Genomic DNA, 21,750 nt, shown 5'->3' on the forward strand with positions numbered 1-21,750 from the left:
ACTTCGCTGGTGTCGGTGACCTCCACCAGAATCCCGATCATCTCCCGCCGGCCGAACGGCACCCGCAGGCGCATGCCCGGTTGCAACTGGGCGCGCAGGACCCCGGCCGGGGCACGGTAATCGAACAGGCGGCGCAGCGGCGAAGGCAAGGCGAGGCGCAAAATGGCATCGGGCACGCGGGGGATTCTCTTTGGGCGGGCAGTAAGAAAGGCTGAGCGCAACCCCTGTGGGAGCGGGCTTGCCCGCGAAGAGGCCTATACAGTCGGCATCTTCATCGACTGTCAGGACGCTTTCGCGGGCAAGCCCGCTCCCACAGGTTTGCGTGCAGATAGTCAGCATTTGGGGCGCGAGCCTAGCAGACGGTCGGTAGAAGCGACAGCTTGCGCGATTGGCATTGTCTGGTAGAATCCGCGGCCTAATTACGTGCGGTATTCAACAATAGTGTTGAGTGGCGGCACGCTAGCCCGAGGAAGACACCATGAAAGCCGATATCCATCCAACATACGAAGTCACCGCAGTTACCTGCAGCTGTGGCAACAAGTTCGAAACTCGCTCGAACCTGGCCAAGCCTCTGGCGATCGACGTATGCAACGAGTGCCACCCGTTCTACACCGGTAAGCAGAAGACTCTGGATACTGGCGGTCGTGTACAGCGCTTCGCAGACCGTTTCGGCGCTTTCGGCAAGAAAGCTCCTGCTGCTGCAGAGTAAGGTTGAAAAGCCCCATGGGCTTTACCTTGCTAACGAAAAAGGCGTCCCTCGCGGGCGCCTTTTTTGTGTCTGCGATTTGGCTGTCCGGCGCCCAGGCCTTCTGTCCGCTACCAAGCGGTCTGACACCCGTCGCGGTGCAACGGGTGGTGGATGGCGACACGTTGCGCCTGAGCGATGGCCGCAGTGTGCGCATGATCGGCTTGAATACCCCTGAGCTGGGCAAGCAGGGACGTTCCGACGAGCCGTTCGCCGTGGCCGCGCGCAAACGCCTGGAAGCGCTGGTGGCGGCCAGCGACGGGCGCGTGGGTTTGCTGGCCAGTAAAGAAAGCAAAGATCATTACGGTCGCACGCTCGCCCATGTCTACGGCGCCAATGGCGCCAACCTCGAAGCGCAGATGCTCGCCGAGGGCCTCGGTTTTCAAGTGGCGGTCGCGCCGAATGTCGATTTGGTCAGCTGCCAGCAAGCCGCCGAACGCAGTGCCCGTCAGGCCGGCCTTGGCCTGTGGCGGCAATCGCCTGTACTGAAAGCGGAGCAGATCAACGCCTCCGGTTTTGCCGTACTCAGTGGTCGTGTGAGCAAGGTTCAGCGCAATCGCGGCGGGGTTTGGATTGAGTTGCAGGGCGCGGTTGTATTGCGCGTTGCACCCAATTTGCTCGGGGAGTTCGATGTTGCAGCGCTTGAGCGGCTGAAGGGTAAGCAGATCGAGGCGCGTGGCTGGGTTGTGGATCGATCGCGCCGGGGCGGTTTGAAATCCGGGCAGGCACGCTGGCTTCTGCCGCTGACCGACCCGGCGATGCTGCAAGCGGCACCCTGATAAAAAATTGTAGACATTTTTTCTGGTGATTGTGAACAGTCTATCCCTTGTGTTCCGCGGCTCTTGGCCCAAAGTCGTAAGGCAGGGCGCTTGACAGGGGTGACCGGTCAGTCTTGTGGGGACTTTACGACACGCGTATCCTCGGCGGTCCGTCTGTCCAACAGTAAAAGCGGAATGCCCACATGTCTGATTTGAAAACTGCCGCTCTCGAATATCACGCCCATCCTCGTCCAGGGAAGCTGAGTGTCGAGCTCACCAAGGCCACCGCTACCGCCCGCGACCTGTCGCTGGCCTACAGCCCCGGCGTAGCCGAACCAGTACGCGAAATCGCCCGCGATCCTGAACTGGCCTACAAATACACCGGCAAAGGCAACCTGGTTGCAGTCATTTCCGATGGCACCGCGATTCTCGGCCTGGGTAACCTCGGCCCATTGGCTTCCAAGCCAGTCATGGAAGGTAAAGGCGTGTTGTTCAAGCGCTTCGCCGGCATCGACGTTTTCGACATCGAAGTCGACTCCGAAAGCCCGCAAGCCTTCATCGACACCGTCAAGCGTATCTCCATCACCTTCGGTGGCATCAACCTGGAAGACATCAAGGCCCCTGAGTGCTTTGAGATCGAGCGCGCTCTGATCGAGCAGTGCGACATTCCAGTGTTCCACGATGACCAGCACGGCACCGCAATCGTTACTGCGGCCGGCATGATCAACGCCCTGGAAATCGCTGGCAAAACCCTCGCTGACGCCAAGATCGTCTGCCTGGGCGCCGGTGCGGCCGCCATCTCCTGCATGAAATTGCTGGTGAGCATGGGCGCCAACATCGAAAACATCTTCATGGTTGACCGTACCGGTGTGATCCACTCCGGCCGTGACGACCTGAACCAGTACAAGGCTGTCTTCGCTCACGCGACCGACAAGCGCACCCTGGCTGACGCCCTGACTGGTGCTGACGTGTTCGTTGGCCTGTCCGGCCCGAACCTGCTGAGCGCTGAAGGCCTGAAGTCCATGGCGGCCAACCCGATCGTGTTCGCCTGCTCCAACCCGGATCCGGAAATCGCCCCGGAACTGGCGCACGCCACCCGTGACGACGTGATCATGGCGACCGGCCGTTCGGACTACCCGAACCAGGTCAACAACGTACTGGGCTTCCCGTTCATCTTCCGTGGTGCCCTGGACGTTCGCGCCAAGCGCATCAACGAAGAAATGAAAGTGGCAGCGGCCAATGCCCTGCGTGAACTGGCCAAACTGCCGGTTCCTCAGGAAGTGTGTGACGCCTACGGTGGCATCAAGCTGGAATTCGGTCGTGAGTACATCATTCCGAAGCCAATGGATGCCCGCCTGATCACCGTGATCTCCGATGCCGTGGCCAAGGCCGCCATCGAGACCGGCGTAGCAACCCTGCCGTATCCGAAGAACTACCCGCTGAAAAGCGTGGATGACGTGTTCAACGGCTAAGCCGTTGTAGCGCTTCAACCGAAAGCCCCGGCTCATATGAGTCGGGGCTTTTTTGTATCTGTCGTTTTTGTGGTGCTTGTGATGGCCCCTTCGCGGGCAAGCCCGCTCCCACAGGTATTGCAGTGATGCAGGTTTCTCAATAGCACCACAGAACCTTGTGGGAGCGGGCTTGCCCGCGAAGGGGCCTTCCAGGACAACACAAAACCTGCAGGCCATAAAAAGCCCCGCACTTCTCTCGAAGGCGGGGCTTTTGCATTGCGCTATGCGATCAGAACAAATCGATCGGCGCCGCCTCATCCGCTGGCAGCGGGCTGCCCGGCACATTGCCGTTACCCAGCTCATTCACCGACGGTGGCGTGTCCTCGGCCTTGAACAGCTCGAAGTACGCGCCTGGCGTGCCTGGGCTGGCCGCACGGCCGCTGACGGGGTCCACCCGCAAACTGAGAATGCCTTCCGGCTCTGGTTGGGTGTGAGGCGGCTTGTCCTTGAGCGCGGCAGCCATGTAGTTCATCCAGATCGGCAGCGCGACGGTGCCACCGAACTCGCGCTTGCCCAGGCTTTCAGGCTGATCGAACCCGGTCCAGACGGTGGTCACGTAATCGGCGTTGTAGCCGGAAAACCAGGCGTCCTTGGATTCGTTGGTGGTACCGGTCTTGCCCGCAATGTCACTGCGACCCAAGGCCAGTGCGCGGCGGCCGGTGCCGAGTTTGATCACGTCCTCAAGCATGCTGTTGAGGATGTAAGTGGTGCGACCGTCGACGATGCGTTCGGCCACGGCCGGCGTTTGCGGCGCACTGCCGGGTGCGGCCGGAGCTTCCCCCGGCGTCGCATTGACCGTGAACGCCTGGGCGTCGGTCGGTGCGGCGATGCCGTTGGTCGCTGTGTCGCCCCTAGGAACGCTCGGCGGGTTGGCGACGAACAGCGTGTCGCCATTGCGGCTTTCGATCTTGTCGATGATGTACGGGCTGATTTTGTAGCCGCCGTTGGCGAAGGTGCTCCAGCCGGTGGCGATTTCCATTGGCGTCAGGGTCGCGGTGCCCAGGGCCAGGGACAGGTTGCGCGGCAAGTCCTGTTTGTTGAAGCCGAACTTGCTGATGTAGTCGATGGTGCGATCGACGCCCAGCGCTTGCACCAGTCGGATCGACACCAGGTTGCGCGACTTGTACAGCCCTTCACGCAGGCGGATCGGGCCGAGGAAGGTGTTGGTGTCGTTCTTCGGGCGCCAGACCTTGTCCAGGTATTCATCGACGAACACGATCGGTGCATCGTTCACCAGGCTGGCGGCGGTGTAGCCGTTATCCAGCGCGGCGCTGTACACGAAGGGCTTGAAGCTCGAACCCGGCTGACGCTTGGCCTGCATGGCGCGGTTGTAGTTGCTCTGCTCGAAGGCAAAACCACCGACCAGCGAGCGGATGGCGCCGTTCTGCGGATCAAGGGACACCAGCGCGCCTTGCGCTTGCGGGATCTGGCTGAATTTCAGCGAATTGTCCGGTTGGCGGTGCACGCGAATCAGGTCACCGACCTGAGCCACGTCCGACGGCTGCTTCGGATTGGCGCCCATGCTGTTGGTGTTCAGGAACGGACGCGCCCATTTCATGCTGTCCCAGCCGACGTGTTCTTCACCGGTGCGGGTCAGTACTTGCAGGCCAGTCTTGTCGACCTGCGTGACGATGGCGGGTTCAAGGCCGCTGATGGTCCGCTGTTTGGTCAGCTCGGTGGCCCAGGCCTCGCGAGTCTTGCCCGGCAGGCGCGACTCAGGACCGCGATAGCCATGACGCTGATCGTAGGTCATCAAGCCTTCGTGGACTGCGGTGTTGGCCATTTCCTGGAGATTGCTCGGCACCGTCGTGGTCACGCGGAAACCTTCGGTGTACGCGTCGCTGCCATAGCGGCCGACCATTTCGGCACGGGCCATTTCAGCGATGTACGGCGCGTTCACTTCCGGCGTCGGCACGTGGTAGCTGGCGTTCAACGGTTCGTTGATCGCGGTGGTGTAGTCGGCTTCGGTGATCTTGCCGAGTTTGTACATGCGCCCCAGGATCCAGTCGCGACGTTCCTTGCTGCGGGCCGGGTTGGCCAGCGGGTTGAAGCGCGAAGGAGCTTTTGGCAGGCCGGCGATCATCGCCATCTGCGCCAGGCTGACGTCGCGAATCGATTTGCCGTAGTAAACCTGCGCGGCGGCTTCGATGCCGTAGGCGCGGTTACCCAGGTAGATCTTGTTGACGTAGAGCTCGAGGATTTCGTCCTTGGTCAACTGCCGTTCGATCTGCAGGGCCAGGAGGATTTCGGTGGTTTTGCGCGAAAAACTGCGTTCGCTGGTCAGGAAGAAGTTCTTCGCCACCTGCATGGTGATGGTGCTGCCGCCGGACTGGATGTGTCCGCTTTTTACCAGTTGGGTCGCCGCACGCATCAGGCTGCTGGGATCGACACCGTAGTGGTTGGCGAAATTGTCGTCTTCAGCACTTAGTAACGCATTGATGAAGTTGGGGGGAATGTCGGCGAAACGGATCGGTGTGCGGCGCATTTCGCCAAATTCCGCGATCAGCTTGTTGTCGCTGCTGTACACCCGCAATGGAATCTGCAACTGGATGCTTCTCAGAGCCTCCACAGATGGCAATCCCGGACTAAGGTAAAGAAACGCGCCACTCAGACCAAGGAGCAGTCCGCAGAAAACGGCGACGATGGACCAACCGAAAAATTTCAGCAGACGAATCAAGGCTTTGGGATATCCAGGGCAAAGAATGAATTAGGCAACAGGGTTCAGATAAACAGGGAGCAACCCGCGCTTGCAGTAAAAACCGGAAAAAAACGCTGGGCATTATAAGCATTTTTCCGTCGAGAGCGTCATTTGCGCTGCTGTCAAGACGGGTGGTTTGAACGCAACGGGTATTACAGAGTCCGTAAGACACGGATAGTCATAGGGAATTGGTAGTGCTAGGACTCTTCAATAAAAAAGCTAATACGCTTCTGGGCATCGACATCAGCTCCACGTCGGTGAAGCTGCTTGAGCTAAGTCGTCAGGGTGAGCGTTATCGGGTCGAGGCCTATGCGGTCGAGCCCTTGCCCGCCAACGCAGTGGTCGAAAAAAATATCGCCGAGCTCGAAGGCGTGGGCCAGGCACTCGCGCGCGTGCTGCTCAAGGCCAAAACCAACCTCAGGAATGTCGCCGTGGCCGTCGCCGGTTCGGCAGTCATCACCAAAACCATCGAGATGGACGCGGGTCTTTCCGACGACGAGATGGAAAACCAGCTGAAAATCGAGGCCGATCAGTACATTCCCTATCCTTTGGATGAAGTCGCCATCGACTTCGAAGTCCAGGGCGTGTCGGCGCGTAACCCAGAGCGGGTCAATGTGCTGCTGGCGGCCTGTCGCAAGGAAAATGTCGAGGTGCGTGAAGCCGCCCTGGCGCTGGCCGGCCTGACGGCGCGAGTGGTGGATGTCGAGGCCTATGCGCTGGAACGATCATTCTCCTTGCTGGCGGGGCAACTGGCGGTCTCTCAGGAGGGGCTGACCGTGGCGGTGGTCGACATCGGCGCGACCATGACCACCCTGAGCGTGCTGTACAACGGGCGGATCATCTACACCCGGGAACAATTGTTCGGCGGTCGTCAGCTCACGGAGGAAATCCAGCGTCGTTATGGCCTGACCATCGAGCAGGCGGGGCTGGCGAAGAAGCAGGGCGGATTGCCGGATGACTACGTCAGCGAAGTCTTGCAGCCGTTTCGCGATGCGCTGGTGCAGCAGGTTTCCCGGTCGTTGCAGTTCTTCTTCGCTTCCGGTCAGTACAACGCGGTCGATCAGATCCTGCTGGCTGGCGGTACCGCGTCGGTCCCGGGGCTTGATCGCCTGATCGAACAGCGGTTGGGCACGCCGACCCAAGTGGCCAATCCGTTCTCCGACATGGCGTTGAGCAGCAAGGTCAACGCCGGGGCCCTGGCAAGCGATGCGCCCGCACTGATGATCGCTTGCGGGCTCGCCCTCAGGAGTTTCGACTGATGGCGCGGATCAATCTTTTACCCTGGCGCGAAGAGCTGCGTGAAGAGCGCCGCAAACGCTTTTTGCTGGCACTGGTCGGCGTATTGGTGTGCTCGGTGGGCGCGATTTTAATCGCGGACCAGGTCATCAGTGGCGCGATTGACCGACAAGTGGCCCGTAACGATTACATCGGCAAACAGATCGCCGTGGTCGACGAGCGCATCAAGCAGATCAGCGACTTGAAGTCCCGTCGCCAGCAGCTCGTCGAGCGCATGCGCATCATCCAGGACCTGCAAGGTAACCGTCCGATCAGTGGGCGAATTTTCGACCAGTTGGCGCGTACCCTGCCGGACGGGGTGTATTTCACCGAAGTGAAAATGGCCGGCAAAACCCTGTCCATTACTGGCGCGGCGGAATCGAACAATCGGGTTTCGGACCTGATGCGCAACCTCGACGCGTCTGATTGGTTCGATGCGCCGAGTCTCACGGAAGTCAAAGCCACCACCGCCGGTCAACTGGATCAGGCCAACGTCTTTCAGTTGACCGTCCGTCAGACTCAGCCCGCCGTTGTGGAGGCTGGCAAATGAGCCCCTCGGAATGGTTCGAAGGTCTGCGCAAGATCGACATCAACGATCTGGACACCAACAACATGGGTTCCTGGCCGCCAGCGATCAAGGCCCTGGCGGGTGTCCTGCTCATGGTTCTGGTGTTGGCCCTCGGTTACACCTTTTACATCAGCGATCAGGAAGATCACCTCGCACTCAAGCGCGAAGAGGAGTCGACCCTCAAGGAGCAATTCGCGACCAAGGCGCATATGGCGGCGAATCTGGAGCTGTACATCCAGCAGATGAAAGAGATGGAGAACTCTTTTGGCGTGCTGCTGCGGCAATTGCCCAGCGATACCGAGGTGCCCGGGCTGCTCGAGGACATCACTCGCACCGGCCTCGGTAGCGGGCTGGAATTCGAAGAGATCAAGCTGTTGCCGGAGGTTACCCAGCAGTTCTACATCGAACTGCCGATCCAGATCACCGTGACGGGTGCCTATCACGACCTGGCGACGTTCGTCAGTGGCGTGGCGGGGTTGCCGCGGATCGTTACGCTGCATGATTTCGACCTTGCGCCGGCCGACCCCGAGGGCGGTCCGAAACTGCGCATGAGCATCCTTGCCAAGACCTATCGCTACAACGACAAGGGGCTGCAGAAATGAGCCCGATTCGTAGTTTATTGATGGGTGTGCTACTCGCCGGCCTGGCCGGTTGCGGCAACGGCAATGACGTCGGCGACCTCGACGCCTTCATGAATGAAGTCCGTCTGCGGCCGCCGGGCAAGATTGAACCAACGCCGACATTCCGGTCTTACCCAACGTTCACCTACAGCGCTGCCAACCTGCGCAGCCCGTTTTCCCGGCAGGTCAGGGTCGATCTGGCGGGGCAGAAGCGCGGCTCACGCAACGTCAAGCCTGACCCCAACCGGGCCAAGCAATACCTCGAAGGTTTCAACATCGAGCAGTTTGAAATGGTCGGCACGATCTCCAATGCGACCGGCTCCTTTGCGCTGTTGCGCGGGGCAGGCGGGGTGCATCGGCTGAAAGTCGGCGATTACCTGGGGCGTAACGATGGACGGATCGTCGCCATCAGCGGCTCGCAAGTCGATGTGGTCGAAATCGTTCCCGACGGCGAAGGTGCCTGGCTGGAACGGCCACGGACCATCCCTTTGAAAGAGCACTCATAGTGGAACTCGAATAATGAACAGGATTTTCTCAACCCTCGGTATCTCGCTATGGATAGCGTTGTTGTCGCCGATGGTACAAGCGGCCAACCTCAAAGCGCTGGATGTCGCTGCGCTGCCAGGTGATCGTGTCGAGTTGAAGATGTCTTTCGATGGCCCGCCACCGCAACCTCACGGTTATACGACCGAGTCGCCTGCACGAATCGCGCTGGATCTGCCCGGCGTTGTCAGTCAGCTAAAAAACAAAAATCGTGAACTGGGCGGCGGCAATGCCCGTAGCGCGACGGTGGTGGAAGCCAAGGACCGGACGCGGCTAATCATCAATCTGACCCAGTTGACCCCGTACAGCGCCCGTGTCGAGGGCAACAACCTGATCGTGGTGGTCGGGCAGGGCGCTAACAACAAAGCGCCTCGGCCGACGACCAGCGCACCCCGCGCCGCGACTGCAACGCCCGCACCGACGAAAGCCTATGCGCCCGTGGGCAAAGCCATTCGCGGTGTGGATTTCCAGCGCGGTACGCAGGGTGAAGGTAACGTGGTGATTGATCTGTCGGATCCGTCCATCGCCCCGGACATCCAGGAGCGCGATGGCAAGATCATCCTCGGTTTCGCCAAAACCCAATTGCCAGAGCCGTTGCGCGTGCGTCTGGACGTCAAGGATTTCGCCACCCCGGTGCAGTTCGTCAATGCCAGCGCCACGGGCGATCGGGCCACGATCAGCATCGAGCCCAGCGGAGCGTTCGATTATTCGACCTACCAGACCGACAACAAGCTGACGGTCAGCATTCGGCCAATGACCGTCGACGAACTGCAAAAGCGCAACGCCGAACGGTTTGCCTACACCGGTGAAAAACTCTCGCTGAATTTCCAGGACATCGAGGTGCGTTCGGTGCTGCAACTGATCGCCGATTTCACCAACCTCAATCTGGTGGCCAGCGACACGGTGCAGGGCGGCATCACCTTGCGTTTGCAGAACGTGCCGTGGGACCAGGCGCTGGACCTGGTGCTGAAAACCAAAGGCCTGGACAAACGCAAGATCGGTAACGTCCTGCTGGTGGCGCCGGCCGATGAAATCGCCGCGCGTGAACGTCAGGAACTGGAATCGCAGAAGCAGATTTCCGAACTCGCGCCGTTGCGTCGCGAATTGCTGCAGGTCAACTACGCCAAGGCCGCCGACATCGCCAAGCTGTTCACGTCGGTGACCAGTGCCGAAGCGAAAATCGACGAGCGGGGTTCGATCACGGTTGATGAGCGGACGAACAACATCATTGCCTACCAGACTCAGGACCGGCTCGACGAACTTCGTCGCATCGTCGCGCAACTGGACATCCCGGTGCGTCAGGTGATGATCGAGGCGCGAATCGTCGAAGCCAACGTCGACTACGACAAAAGCCTCGGCGTGCGCTGGGGCGGTTCGGTGCAGAACAAGGGCAACTGGAACACATCCGGCGTCAGCAATGGTTCGTCGACCACCATCGGTACTCCGGGCAGCACCAGCACCAACTCTCCGTTTGTCGACCTGGGCGCTGCGGGCAACACCTCGGGGATCGGCATCGCCTTCATCACCGATAACGTGTTGCTGGACCTGGAGCTGACCGCGATGGAGAAGACCGGTAACGGCGAAATCGTCTCGCAACCCAAGGTGGTCACGTCCGACAAGGAAACCGCGAAAATCCTCAAGGGCACCGAGATTCCCTATCAGGAAGCCAGTTCCAGCGGTGCCACGTCGGTGTCATTCAAGGAGGCGTCGCTGTCCCTTGAGGTCACGCCGCAGATCACCCCGGACAACCGGATCATCATGGAGGTCAAGGTGACCAAGGATGAGCCGGACTACTTGAACAAGGTCCAGGATGTACCGCCGATCAAGAAAAACGAGGTCAATGCCAAGGTCCTGGTCAATGATGGCGAGACCATCGTGATTGGCGGGGTTTTCTCAAATACTCAGAGCAAGGTTGTAGATAAGGTGCCATTTCTCGGTGATGTGCCGTATCTTGGCCGCCTTTTCCGGCGTGACGTGGTTTCGGAGAAAAAATCCGAGCTGCTGGTATTTCTCACTCCGCGTATCATGAATAACCAGGCGATTGCTGTGAGTCATTGATTCTGTGCGAAATTTGATTCTTGTTGGACCGATGGGGGCTGGAAAAAGCACCATCGGCCGGTTGCTGGCTAAAGAGCTGCGCCTGCCGTTCAAAGATTCCGATAAGGAAATTGAATTGCGCACGGGCGCCAATATCCCGTGGATTTTCGATAAAGAAGGCGAACCGGGCTTTCGTGACCGCGAGCAGGCGATGATTGCCGAGCTGTGCGGCTGCGACGGCGTGGTGCTGGCGACCGGTGGCGGCGCGGTAATGCGCGAAGCCAATCGTCGGGCGTTGCACGCCGGCGGTCGGGTGGTCTATCTGCATGCCTCGGTCGAGCAGCAGGTCGGCCGCACGTCCCGTGATCGCAATCGCCCCTTGTTGCGCACCGCCGATCCGGCCAAGACCCTGCGGGATTTGCTGGCGATCCGCGATCCGCTGTATCGGGAAATCGCCGACCTGGTGGTTGAAACCGATGAGCGGCCGCCGCGAATGGTCGTGCTCGATATTCTCGAACGCTTGCAGCAGCTACCTCCCCGTTAATGCGTAGCGCGAAATGCGCTATCCTCGGCGTCCTGTCACGACCGCTCAAGGTTGTGGCGGATGGCTACCGAACGGCGTCACACCAGCAGACGCCGTGGACATTCGTTAACTCAAGGCAGGACGCCTGATTCCATCTTCACTGTGGGGACACATGCAGACACTCAAGGTCGATCTAGGCGAGCGCAGCTACCCGATTCACATTGGCGAAGGTTTGTTGGATCAGCCTGAGCTGCTGGCCCCGCATATCCGCGGACGGCAAGTGGCGATCATCTCCAACGAGACCGTTGCGCCGCTCTATCTCGAACGTCTGACCCGCAGCCTCGCGCAGTTCTCGGTGATTTCCGTGGTGCTGCCCGATGGCGAAGCCTTCAAGACCTGGGAAACCCTGCAACTGATCTTCGACGGCCTGCTGACTGCACGCCACGACCGCCGCACTACGGTGATCGCCCTCGGTGGCGGTGTGATTGGTGACATGGCCGGTTTCGCGGCCGCCTGTTATCAGCGCGGTGTTGATTTCATTCAGGTCCCGACTACGTTGCTGTCGCAAGTCGACTCCTCGGTGGGCGGCAAGACCGGGATCAACCATCCGCTGGGCAAGAACATGGTCGGCGGGTTCTATCAGCCGAACGTCGTGCTGATCGATACCGCTACCCTCAATACCTTGCCGGCCCGCGAACTCTCTGCCGGGCTGGCGGAAGTCATCAAGTACGGGCTGATCTGCGACGAGCCGTTCCTGACCTGGCTCGAAGAAAACGTCGATCGCCTGCGCGCCCTGGACCAGGTCGCGCTGACGTATGCCATCGAGCGTTCCTGCGCCGCCAAGGCTGAGGTGGTCGGTGCCGACGAGAAGGAAACCGGTGTTCGTGCCACGTTGAACCTGGGTCACACCTTCGGACACGCTATCGAAACCCATATGGGCTATGGTGTCTGGCTTCATGGTGAAGCCGTCGCTGCTGGCACCGTAATGGCTTTGGAAATGTCCGCACGACTGGGCTGGATCAGCGAACAAGAACGCGATCGCGGCATTCGCCTGTTTCAGCGTGCCGGCCTGCCGGTCATCCCGCCGGAAGAGATGACCGAAGCCGATTTTCTCGAACACATGGCAATTGACAAGAAAGTGATCGACGGTCGTTTACGCCTGGTGCTGCTGCGCCACATGGGCGAAGCGGTGGTGACCGACGATTATCCGAAAGAAGTTTTACAGGCCACGCTGGGAGCGGATTACCGCGCCCTGGCTCAGCTTAAAGGTTAATAAGATCCCGATGACTAGTTTGCATGCCGACGAGGCTTTCCTCGGCCATTACCAGTTAAGTCATGACCCTTTTGCTCCACGGGTACCTGGCTTCAAATTCTTCCCGGCCCAGCGCAAACCGGTGCTGGGGCAACTGCATCACCTGGCCCGCTACAGCCAGTTGTTGCTGGTGGTCACCGGCCCACAAGGCAGCGGCAAGACCCTGTTGCGCCAAGCCCTGGTTGCCAGCACCAACAAGCAATCGGTGCAAAGCGTGGTGGTTTCCGCCCGTGGCGCTGGCGATGCGGCCGGCGTGTTGCGTCAGGTGGCTCAGGCGCTGAACGTTGCCCAGGCTGAGGTCAACGCGATTCTGTCGCAGGTCGTGCAACTGGCGCTGACCGGGCAGGAAGTCTATTTGCTGGTGGATGACGCCGAGCAGCTCGACGAATCCGCGCTGGAGGCCTTGCTGGCCCTGGCCGCCGGTGCGCCGGAAGGTCGTCCGCATGTGTTCCTGTTCGGTGAGTCGTCGCTGATTGCGCAACTGGACGCGCTGAGCCTCGAGGAAGAGCGTTTCCACGTCATCGAGTTGCAGCCCTACACCGAAGAAGAAACCCGTGAATACCTGGACCAGCGGCTCGAAGGCGCCGGTCGGGGTATCGAACTTTTCACCGCAGATCAGATCTCTGATATTCACGAAAGCTCCGACGGCTGGCCTGGCACCATCAACCAGGTTGCCCGCGATGCAATGATCGAAGCCATGATTGCCAGCCGCTCAGCGGTCAAGCGTCCAAGTATGGGGTTCAACATGCCGAAGAAACACGTATTGGCGATTTCCGCCGTCGTCGTGGTCGCGGTAGCCGCCGCCTGGTTGATGCCGGGTCGCAGCAAAGCACCGACCACCGGCGCGCCGGCCAACGAACAGGCGCAATTGCCACTCGGGCAGGGCACGCCACAACCTAACAGCGGCGGTGCGCCTTCCGTCGAATTCGCCGGTAATTCGCAACCGATGCCGTTGCCGCTGGTCGGCAACTCGCAACCGGTCATGAGAGGTCCGCTGGCCGAAGCCGCCGGTGGCATCACTGAAGGCGACGACGGCGTGCCGGTCGAAGGGTCCAGCGCTACACCGCCAACCGTGACCACCACCGCGCCACCAGCGGGTATTCAGCCGGGCCCTGCGCCGACGCCAGCCGCCAAACCAGTGCCAGCGCCGACTCAGGTTGCGACCGCCAAGCCAGTCCCGACTGCGCCTGCCGTGAAGCCGGCCCCGGTGCCAGCCAAGCCAGCCGTCGTGGCTACCGCCAAGCCGGTCGAGAAGCCGGCCGCCGCTCCTGCGAAAGGCGCGGGTGGCACCTGGTACGCCGGGCAGCCGACAAGCAACTACGTGGTGCAGATCCTCGGCACCAGCTCCGAAGCGACTGCGCAAAACTTCGTGAAAGAGCAGGGCGGCGAGTACCGTTATTTCAAGAAAGTCCTCAACGGCAAGCCGCTTTACGTCATCACCTACGGTAACTTCGCCAACCGCGATGCAGCCCTGACCGCCATCAAGGCCTTGCCAGCGAAGGTTCAGGCTGGTAAACCTTGGCCTCGCACTGTCGCCAGCGTCCAACAGGAACTGGCAACAACTCGCTGAAGATTCGGCGGCCTTACCCAGGCCGCCTCTCCAAGCACCTCAAAATTTCTACAAGCGCATGCCGCCTCTACAGGCCGCGTGCCTTGTGGTGTCTGCGTTACAGTAGTCTTTGAGTCGTTGCGGTCAAAATTAAAAAAGTTTTGACTAGCACAGCAGATCGCTTTAAACCTTTCACAAATGCGACATAGATTTGCGACAGTTCGTCGTCAAATTTGTGAGCGTCTGTGTCGCTGTGTACAATGACCACCCTTTTGCCCCCGCTAAGCCGACGAACGTTCGGCGCGGATCGCAAGTGGTTGAATTGAAAAGAAATTTGCCTCGAAAAGAGGCAGCCTGGTGAGAAAGTGTCTATGAAAGCAGGTCTGTACCAACCAGATGAATTCAAGGATAACTGCGGTTTCGGCCTGATAGCCCATATGCAGGGCGAGCCCAGTCATACCCTTTTGCAAACGGCCATCGAGGCCCTGACCTGCATGACCCACCGCGGGGGGATCAACGCCGACGGCAAGACCGGTGACGGTTGCGGCTTGCTGATTCAAAAGCCGGACGTGTTCCTGCGAGCCATCGCCCAGGAAACCTTCGGCGTCGAACTGCCCAAGCAATATGCCGTAGGCATGGTCTTCTTCAACCAGGACCCGGTCAAAGCCGAAGCCGCTCGCGAGAACATGAACCGCGAGATCCTGTCTGCGGGCCTGCAACTGGTCGGCTGGCGCAAAGTGCCCATCGACACCAGCGTCCTTGGCCGCCTGGCCCTGGAGCGCCTGCCGCAGATCGAGCAGGTGTACATCGGCGGTGAAGGCCTGAGCGACCAGGACATGGCGATCAAGCTGTTCACCTCCCGTCGTCGCTCGTCCGTGGCCAATGCCGCCGACACCGATCACTACATCTGCAGCTTTTCGCACAAAACCATCATTTATAAAGGCCTGATGATGCCGGCGGACTTGACCGCCTTCTATCCAGACCTCAGCGACCAGCGCCTGCAAACCTCGATTTGCGTGTTCCACCAGCGCTTCTCCACCAACACCCTGCCGAAATGGCCGCTGGCTCAACCGTTCCGCTTCCTGGCGCACAACGGCGAGATCAACACCATCACCGGCAACCGCAACTGGGCCGTGGCCCGTCGCACCAAGTTCACCAACGATCTGATGGACCTGGAAGAGCTCGGCCCGCTGGTCAACCGTGTCGGTTCCGACTCCTCCAGCATGGACAACATGCTCGAGCTGATGGTCACCGGTGGGATCGACCTGTTCCGTGGCGTGCGGATGATTATTCCGCCTGCGTGGCAGAACGTCGAAACCATGGACCCGGACCTGCGGGCATTCTACGAATACAACTCGATGCACATGGAACCGTGGGACGGCCCGGCCGGCGTGGTAATGACCGATGGTCGTTACGCGGTGTGCCTGCTCGACCGTAACGGTCTGCGTCCGGCGCGTTGGGTCACCACCAAGAACGGTTTCATCACCCTGGCCTCGGAAATCGGTGTCTGGAACTACCAGCCTGAAGACGTGATCGCCAAGGGGCGTGTGGGCCCGGGCCAGATCTTTGCCGTGGACACCGAAACCGGTCAGATCCTCGACACCGATGCGATCGACAACCGCTTGAAGTCCCGTCATCCGTACAAGCAATGGCTGCGCAAGAATGCCCTGCGCATCCAGGCGACCATGGAAGACAACGACCACGGTTCGGCTTTCTACGACGTCGATCAGCTCAAGCAGTACATGAAGATGTACCAGGTCACGTTCGAAGAGCGCGACCAGGTGCTGCGTCCGCTCGGCGAGCAAGGCTACGAAGCCGTTGGCTCGATGGGCGACGATACGCCGATGGCCGTGCTGTCCCAGCGCGTGCGCACGCCATACGACTATTTCCGCCAGCAGTTCGCGCAGGTCACCAACCCGCCGATCGACCCGCTGCGTGAAGCCATCGTCATGTCGCTGGAGATCTGCCTCGGTGCCGAGCGCAACATCTTCCAGGAGTCGCCGGAACACGCCTCGCGCGTAATCCTCAGCTCGCCGGTCATTTCCCCGGCCAAGTGGCGTTCGCTGATGAACCTGGATCGTCCGGGCTTCGAGCGCGCGATCATCGACCTCAACTACGACGAAAGCGTCGGCCTCGAAGCGGCCATCCGCAACGTCGCCGATCAGGCTGAAGAAGCCGTGCGCTCCGGTCGTACCCAGGTCGTGCTGAGTGACCGCCACATTGCCCCGGGCAAGTTGCCGATCCACGCTTCGCTCGCCACTGGCGCGGTGCACCACCGCCTGACCGAGAAAGGCCTGCGTTGCGACTCCAACATCCTCGTGGAAACCGCGACCGCTCGTGACCCGCATCACTTTGCGGTGCTGATCGGTTTCGGCGCCTCGGCGGTCTATCCGTTCCTGGCCTACGAAGTGCTGGGCGACCTGATCCGTACCGGTGAAGTGCTGGGCGACCTCTACGAGGTGTTCAAGAACTACCGCAAAGGCATCACCAAAGGTCTGTTGAAGATCTTGTCGAAGATGGGCATCTCGACCATCACCTCATACCGCGGTGCGCAGCTGTTTGAAGCCATCGGCCTGTCCGAAGAAGTTTGTGAGCTGAGCTTCCGTGGCGTGCCGAGCCGCATCAAGGGCGCACGTTTCGTCGACATCGAAGCCGAGCAGAAAGCCCTGGCTGCCGAAGCCTGGAGCCAGCGCAAGCCAATCCAGCAGGGCGGTTTGCTGAAATTCGTCCACGGTGGCGAATATCACGCGTATAACCCGGACGTGGTCAACACCCTGCAAGCCGCTGTGCAGCAGGGCGACTACAGCAAGTTCAAGGAATACACGGCGCTGGTGGACAACCGTCCGGTGTCGATGATCCGCGACCTGTTCAAGGTCAAGACCCTGGACACGCCGCTGGACATCAGCGAGATCGAACCGCTGGAATCGGTGCTCAAACGCTTCGACTCCGCTGGCATCTCCCTTGGTGCGTTGTCGCCAGAAGCTCACGAAGCCCTCGCCGAAGCCATGAACCGCCTCGGTGCGCGTTCAAACTCCGGCGAAGGCGGCGAAGACCCGGCGCGTTACGGCACCATCAAGAGCTCGAAAATCAAGCAAGTCGCGACTGGCCGTTTCGGTGTAACTCCGGAATACCTGGTCAACGCTGAAGTGCTGCAGATCAAAGTCGCTCAGGGCGCCAAGCCCGGTGAAGGGGGTCAGCTGCCAGGCGGCAAAGTCAACGGTCTGATCGCCAAGCTGCGTTACGCAGTGCCGGGCGTGACCCTGATTTCGCCTCCGCCGCACCACGACATCTATTCGATCGAAGACTTGTCGCAGCTGATTTTCGACCTGAAACAAGTCAACCCGAAGGCCCTGGTCTCGGTGAAGCTGGTGGCAGAAGCAGGCGTCGGCACCATCGCCGCCGGTGTGGCCAAGGCCTACGCGGACTTGATCACCATCTCCGGCTACGACGGCGGCACCGGCGCGTCGCCGCTGACCTCGATCAAATACGCGGGCGCTCCGTGGGAACTCGGCCTGGCCGAAACCCACCAGACCCTGCGCGGCAACGACCTGCGCGGCAAAGTGCGGGTACAGACCGACGGCGGCCTGAAAACCGGCCTCGACGTGATCAAGGCCGCCATCCTTGGCGCCGAAAGCTTCGGCTTCGGCACCGCGCCAATGATCGCGCTGGGCTGCAAATACCTGCGCATCTGCCACCTGAACAACTGCGCCACCGGCGTTGCGACTCAGAACGAGAAGCTGCGCAAGGATCACTACATCGGGACCGTCGACATGGTGGTGAATTTCTTCACCTACGTCGCCGAAGAAACCCGTGAGTGGCTGGCCAAGCTGGGTGTGCGCTCCCTCGAAGAGCTGATCGGTCGTACCGATCTGCTGGACATCCTCGAAGGCCAGACCGCCAAGCAGCAACACTTGGACCTGACCCCGTTGCTCGGCAGCGATCACATCCCGGCGGACAAGCCTCAGTTCTGCCAGGTCGACCGTAACCCGCCGTTCGACAAGGGCCTGCTGGCCGAGAAAATGGTCGACATGGCCACCTCGGCCATCAACGACATGAGCGGCGCTGATTTCGCCCTGGATATCTGCAACTGCGACCGTTCGATCGGCGCGCGGATCTCCGGTGAAATCGCCCGCAAGCACGGCAACCAAGGCATGGCGAACGCGCCGATCACCTTCCGCTTCAAAGGGACGGCCGGTCAGAGCTTCGGTGTGTGGAACGCCGGCGGCCTGAACATGTACCTTGAAGGCGATGCCAACGACTACGTCGGCAAAGGCATGACCGGCGGCAAGCTGGTCATCGTTCCGCCGAAGGGCAGCGTCTACAAGACTCAGGACAGTGCCATCATCGGCAACACCTGCCTGTACGGCGCCACGGGCGGCAAGTTATTTGCCGCCGGCACCGCAGGCGAGCGTTTTGCCGTGCGTAACTCCGGTGCTCACACCGTGGTTGAAGGCACGGGCGATCACTGCTGCGAGTACATGACCGGTGGTTTCGTCTGCGTCCTGGGCAAGACCGGTTACAACTTCGGCTCAGGCATGACCGGCGGTTTCGCCTACGTGCTCGACCAGGACAACAGCTTCGTTGACCGGGTCAACCACGAACTGGTGGAAATCCAGCGGATCAGCGGTGAGGCGATGGAAGCCTATCGCAGCCACCTGCAACGCGTGCTGAACGAATACGTCGAGGAAACCGACAGCGAATGGGGTCGTAACCTCGCTGAAAACCTCGATGACTATCTGCGCCGTTTCTGGCTGGTCAAGCCCAAGGCTGCCAACCTGAAATCGTTGCTTTCCAGCACCCGTGCCAACCCGCAGTGATATGCGCCTGAAGAGTTTGATGAGGTTTTAACAATGGCTGAACGTCTGAATAACGACTTCCAGTTCATCGATGTCGGGCGCAAAGATCCGAAGAAGAAACTGTTGCGTCAACGCAAGAAAGAGTTCGTGGAGATCTACGAGCCCTTCAAACCCCAGCATTCGGCCGATCAGGCCCACCGCTGCCTGGGTTGCGGTAACCCGTATTGCGAATGGAAGTGCCCGGTGCACAACTTCATTCCGAACTGGCTGAAACTGGTGGCCGAGGGCAACATCCTCCAGGCCGCCGAGCTGTCGCACCAGACCAACACCCTGCCGGAAGTCTGCGGCCGGGTGTGCCCGCAGGATCGTCTGTGCGAGGGTGCCTGCACCCTCAACGACGGCTTCGGCGCGGTGACCATCGGTTCGGTCGAGAAGTACATCACCGACACGGCGTTCGCCATGGGCTGGCGTCCAGACATGTCCAAGGTCATACCGACCGGCAAACGTGTTGCGGTGATCGGCGCAGGCCCGGCAGGTTTGGGTTGTGCCGACGTGCTGGTACGCGGCGGCGTGACCCCGGTCGTGTTCGACAAGAACCCGGAAATCGGCGGTCTGCTGACCTTCGGCATCCCCGAGTTCAAGCTGGAAAAGACCGTGCTGAGCAATCGTCGCGAAGTTTTCACCGGCATGGGCATCGAGTTTCGCCTGAACACCGAAGTGGGCAAGGACGTGACCATCGAGCAACTGCTCGAAGAATACGATGCCGTGTTCATGGGCATGGGCACCTACACCTACATGAAGGGCGGCTTTGCCGGTGAGGATCTGCCGGGCGTGCATGACGCCTTGGACTTCCTGATCGCCAACGTCAATCGCAACCTGGGCTTTGAAAAGTCGCCGGAAGATTTCGTCGACATGAAAGGCAAGAAAGTTGTGGTGCTGGGCGGCGGCGACACGGCGATGGACTGCAACCGCACTTCGATTCGCCAGGGCGCCAAGTCGGTGACCTGTGCTTATCGTCGTGACGAAGCGAACATGCCGGGCTCGCGCAAAGAAGTGAAGAACGCCAAGGAAGAAGGCGTGAAATTCCTCTACAACCGCCAGCCGATCGCCATCGTCGGTGAAGACCGCGTCGAAGGCGTGAAGGTGGTCGAGACCCGTCTCGGCGAACCGGACGCCCGTGGCCGTCGCAGCCCCGAGCCGATCCCGGGCTCCGAAGAGATCATCCCGGCCGACGCCGTGGTCATCGCCTTCGGCTTCCGTCCAAGCCCGGCGTCGTGGTTCGAGCAGTTCAGCATCCAGACCGACAGCCAGGGCCGCGTTGTAGCCCCGGAACAAGGTCAGTACAAGCACCAGACCAGCAACCCGAAAATCTTCGCCGGTGGCGACATGGTTCGCGGATCTGACCTGGTGGTAACGGCGATCTTCGAAGGCCGTAATGCCGCCGAAGGGATCCTGGATTACCTGGGCGTCTGACCCCGCCCTGACTGCAATAACCCTGTGGGAGCTGGCCTGCCAGCGATAGCATCACCTCGGACTGACTGACCACCGAGGTGTCCGCATCGCTGGCAGGCCAGCTCCCACATTGGTTTCCGTGTGTTGCGAACACCGTGTTCCCCCGCGACAAATTGACCCGATAGACAAAAGGCTGACCTGCAACCGTGCCTTTTGCGTCGAGCTCTGAGAAAATGCCCGCACTTTTTTTCCGGATGCCGACATGACTGCCCTGAAGAACGACCGTTTCCTTCGCGCCCTGCTCAAGCAACCCGTAGACGTCACGCCGGTATGGATGATGCGTCAGGCCGGTCGCTACCTGCCGGAATACCGCGCCAGCCGTGCCAAGGCCGGTGACTTCATGAGCCTGTGCATGAACCCGGAGTTCGCTTGCGAAGTCACGATGCAGCCGCTCGACCGCTATCCGCAACTGGACGCGGCAATCCTGTTCTCCGACATCCTCACCATCCCGGATGCCATGGGCCAGGGCCTGTACTTTGAAACCGGTGAAGGTCCACGCTTCAAGAAAGTCGTCAGTACGATGGCCGACATCGAAGCCCTGCCGATTCCTGATCCGCACAAAGACCTTGGCTACGTCATGGACGCGGTCAGCACCATCCGCCGCGAACTGAACGGCCGCGTGCCGCTGATCGGCTTTTCCGGCAGCCCATGGACCCTGGCCACCTACATGGTCGAAGGCGGCTCGTCGAAAGACTTCCGCAAGACCAAGGCCATGCTCTACGACAACCCGCAAGCCATGCACCTGCTGCTGGACAAGCTCGCGCAGTCGGTCACCAGCTACCTCAACGGCCAGATTATGGCCGGCGCGCAAGCGGTGCAGATCTTCGACACCTGGGGCGGCAACCTCTCGGCGGCGGCGTACCAGGAATTCTCCCTGGCCTACATGCGCAAAATCGTCAGCGGCCTGATCCGCGAACACGAAGGCCGCAAAGTACCGGTCATCCTGTTCACCAAGAACGGCGGCCTGTGGCTCGAAAGCATCGCTGACGCTGGCGCAGATGCTCTCGGCCTGGACTGGACCTGCGACATCGGCGAAGCCCGCCAGCGCGTCGGCAACAAAGTCGCGCTGCAAGGCAACATGGACCCCACCGTGCTGTACGCCAAGCCAGAAGCCATTCGCACCGAAGTCGGTCGAATTCTTGCCAGCTACGGCAAAGGCAGCGGCCACGTGTTCAACCTCGGCCATGGCATCACGCCGGAAGTCGATCCGGAACATGCTGGCGCGTTCATGCGCGCGGTGCATGAGCTGTCGGCGCAGTATCACGAGTGATCGTCGCCCAATAAAAAACGCCCGGCTTATGCC

The 21,750-nt window shown here is 60.5% G+C and carries 16 protein-coding genes; 14 read left to right on the top strand and 2 right to left on the bottom strand.

The window, feature by feature from the left end; all coding sequences use genetic code 11:
- Positions 1-176, bottom strand: a 176-nt coding sequence (locus tag K0F88_RS32195; RefSeq protein ID WP_257605169.1) for a hypothetical protein, incomplete at its 3' end; no start/stop codon positions are given.
- 302 nt (positions 177-478) lie between these two features.
- Here K0F88_RS32195 and rpmE point away from each other — a divergent pair.
- The 3 genes from rpmE to K0F88_RS01275 all read left to right on the top strand — a co-directional run bounded on the left by rpmE (position 479) and on the right by K0F88_RS01275 (position 2,975).
- On the top strand, positions 479-709 hold the full coding sequence (rpmE, locus tag K0F88_RS01265; RefSeq protein WP_059181778.1) for a 50S ribosomal protein L31: 231 nt from the start codon (positions 479-481) through the stop codon (positions 707-709).
- 14 nt (positions 710-723) lie between these two features.
- Complete coding sequence (locus K0F88_RS01270; protein ID WP_094469522.1) at positions 724-1,524, top strand: thermonuclease family protein; 801 nt, start codon at positions 724-726, stop codon at positions 1,522-1,524.
- Between the two features lie 182 nt (positions 1,525-1,706).
- Complete coding sequence (locus K0F88_RS01275; RefSeq protein WP_010464435.1) at positions 1,707-2,975, top strand: malic enzyme-like NAD(P)-binding protein; 1,269 nt, start codon at positions 1,707-1,709, stop codon at positions 2,973-2,975.
- A gap of 268 nt (positions 2,976-3,243) precedes the next feature.
- Here K0F88_RS01275 and K0F88_RS01280 read toward each other — a convergent pair whose 3' ends face one another.
- Entirely contained in the window at positions 3,244-5,688 is a 2,445-nt protein-coding gene (locus K0F88_RS01280; protein WP_374039697.1) for a penicillin-binding protein 1A, read from the bottom strand.
- 218 nt (positions 5,689-5,906) lie between these two features.
- Between K0F88_RS01280 and K0F88_RS01285 the strand changes: the two genes are divergently transcribed.
- The 11 genes from K0F88_RS01285 (at position 5,907) to hemE (ending at position 21,717) form a co-directional block, all read left to right on the top strand.
- A complete protein-coding gene (locus K0F88_RS01285) occupies positions 5,907-6,971 on the top strand; it encodes a pilus assembly protein PilM (protein ID WP_094469519.1) in 1,065 nt (354 codons plus the stop codon).
- Positions 6,971-7,537: a PilN domain-containing protein gene (locus tag K0F88_RS01290; RefSeq protein WP_094469518.1), complete on the top strand. Its 567-nt coding sequence runs from the start codon at positions 6,971-6,973 to the stop codon at positions 7,535-7,537. Before K0F88_RS01285 ends, K0F88_RS01290 begins: the two co-directional genes overlap by 1 nt.
- Positions 7,534-8,157, top strand: coding sequence for a type 4a pilus biogenesis protein PilO (gene pilO, locus K0F88_RS01295; protein ID WP_094469517.1), 624 nt, complete (start codon positions 7,534-7,536; stop codon positions 8,155-8,157). Before K0F88_RS01290 ends, pilO begins: the two co-directional genes overlap by 4 nt.
- Positions 8,154-8,681: a pilus assembly protein PilP gene (locus K0F88_RS01300; RefSeq protein ID WP_094469516.1), complete on the top strand. Its 528-nt coding sequence runs from the start codon at positions 8,154-8,156 to the stop codon at positions 8,679-8,681. Before pilO ends, K0F88_RS01300 begins: the two co-directional genes overlap by 4 nt.
- Positions 8,682-8,694: 13 nt before the next feature.
- Positions 8,695-10,776 (top strand): type IV pilus secretin PilQ, encoded by a 2,082-nt coding sequence (gene pilQ, locus K0F88_RS01305; protein WP_219093409.1) that lies wholly within the window; start codon positions 8,695-8,697, stop codon positions 10,774-10,776.
- Between the two features lie 4 nt (positions 10,777-10,780).
- Complete coding sequence (aroK, locus tag K0F88_RS01310; protein WP_010464421.1) at positions 10,781-11,299, top strand: shikimate kinase AroK; 519 nt, start codon at positions 10,781-10,783, stop codon at positions 11,297-11,299.
- A gap of 151 nt (positions 11,300-11,450) precedes the next feature.
- Complete coding sequence (gene aroB, locus K0F88_RS01315) at positions 11,451-12,551, top strand: 3-dehydroquinate synthase (protein ID WP_219093411.1); 1,101 nt, start codon at positions 11,451-11,453, stop codon at positions 12,549-12,551.
- Between the two features lie 10 nt (positions 12,552-12,561).
- A complete protein-coding gene (locus K0F88_RS01320; RefSeq protein WP_219093413.1) occupies positions 12,562-14,160 on the top strand; it encodes an SPOR domain-containing protein in 1,599 nt (532 codons plus the stop codon).
- 350 nt (positions 14,161-14,510) lie between these two features.
- A complete protein-coding gene (gene gltB, locus K0F88_RS01325) occupies positions 14,511-18,956 on the top strand; it encodes a glutamate synthase large subunit (RefSeq protein ID WP_219093415.1) in 4,446 nt (1,481 codons plus the stop codon).
- 33 nt (positions 18,957-18,989) lie between these two features.
- Positions 18,990-20,408, top strand: a complete 1,419-nt coding sequence (locus K0F88_RS01330; RefSeq protein ID WP_219093417.1) for an FAD-dependent oxidoreductase — start codon at positions 18,990-18,992, stop codon at positions 20,406-20,408.
- 241 nt (positions 20,409-20,649) lie between these two features.
- Positions 20,650-21,717, top strand: a complete 1,068-nt coding sequence (hemE, locus tag K0F88_RS01335) for a uroporphyrinogen decarboxylase (RefSeq protein WP_169371984.1) — start codon at positions 20,650-20,652, stop codon at positions 21,715-21,717.
- Positions 21,718-21,750 lie beyond the last annotated feature (33 nt).

This window comes from Pseudomonas sp. UMAB-40 (assembly GCF_900095275.1).
Lineage (GTDB): Bacteria > Pseudomonadota > Gammaproteobacteria > Pseudomonadales > Pseudomonadaceae > Aquipseudomonas > Aquipseudomonas mandelii_B.

Coding starts and splice junctions, on each gene's coding strand:
- rpmE (WP_059181778.1), top strand. CDS start 479: ATGAAAGCCGATATCCATCCAACATACGAAGTCACCGCAGTTACCTGC.
- K0F88_RS01300 (WP_094469516.1), top strand. CDS start 8,154: ATGAGCCCGATTCGTAGTTTATTGATGGGTGTGCTACTCGCCGGCCTG.
- K0F88_RS01270 (WP_094469522.1), top strand. CDS start 724: ATGGGCTTTACCTTGCTAACGAAAAAGGCGTCCCTCGCGGGCGCCTTT.
- K0F88_RS01320 (WP_219093413.1), top strand. CDS start 12,562: ATGACTAGTTTGCATGCCGACGAGGCTTTCCTCGGCCATTACCAGTTA.
- K0F88_RS01330 (WP_219093417.1), top strand. CDS start 18,990: ATGGCTGAACGTCTGAATAACGACTTCCAGTTCATCGATGTCGGGCGC.
- pilQ (WP_219093409.1), top strand. CDS start 8,695: ATGAACAGGATTTTCTCAACCCTCGGTATCTCGCTATGGATAGCGTTG.
- aroB (WP_219093411.1), top strand. CDS start 11,451: ATGCAGACACTCAAGGTCGATCTAGGCGAGCGCAGCTACCCGATTCAC.
- pilO (WP_094469517.1), top strand. CDS start 7,534: ATGAGCCCCTCGGAATGGTTCGAAGGTCTGCGCAAGATCGACATCAAC.
- K0F88_RS01275 (WP_010464435.1), top strand. CDS start 1,707: ATGTCTGATTTGAAAACTGCCGCTCTCGAATATCACGCCCATCCTCGT.
- gltB (WP_219093415.1), top strand. CDS start 14,511: ATGAAAGCAGGTCTGTACCAACCAGATGAATTCAAGGATAACTGCGGT.
- hemE (WP_169371984.1), top strand. CDS start 20,650: ATGACTGCCCTGAAGAACGACCGTTTCCTTCGCGCCCTGCTCAAGCAA.
- K0F88_RS01290 (WP_094469518.1), top strand. CDS start 6,971: ATGGCGCGGATCAATCTTTTACCCTGGCGCGAAGAGCTGCGTGAAGAG.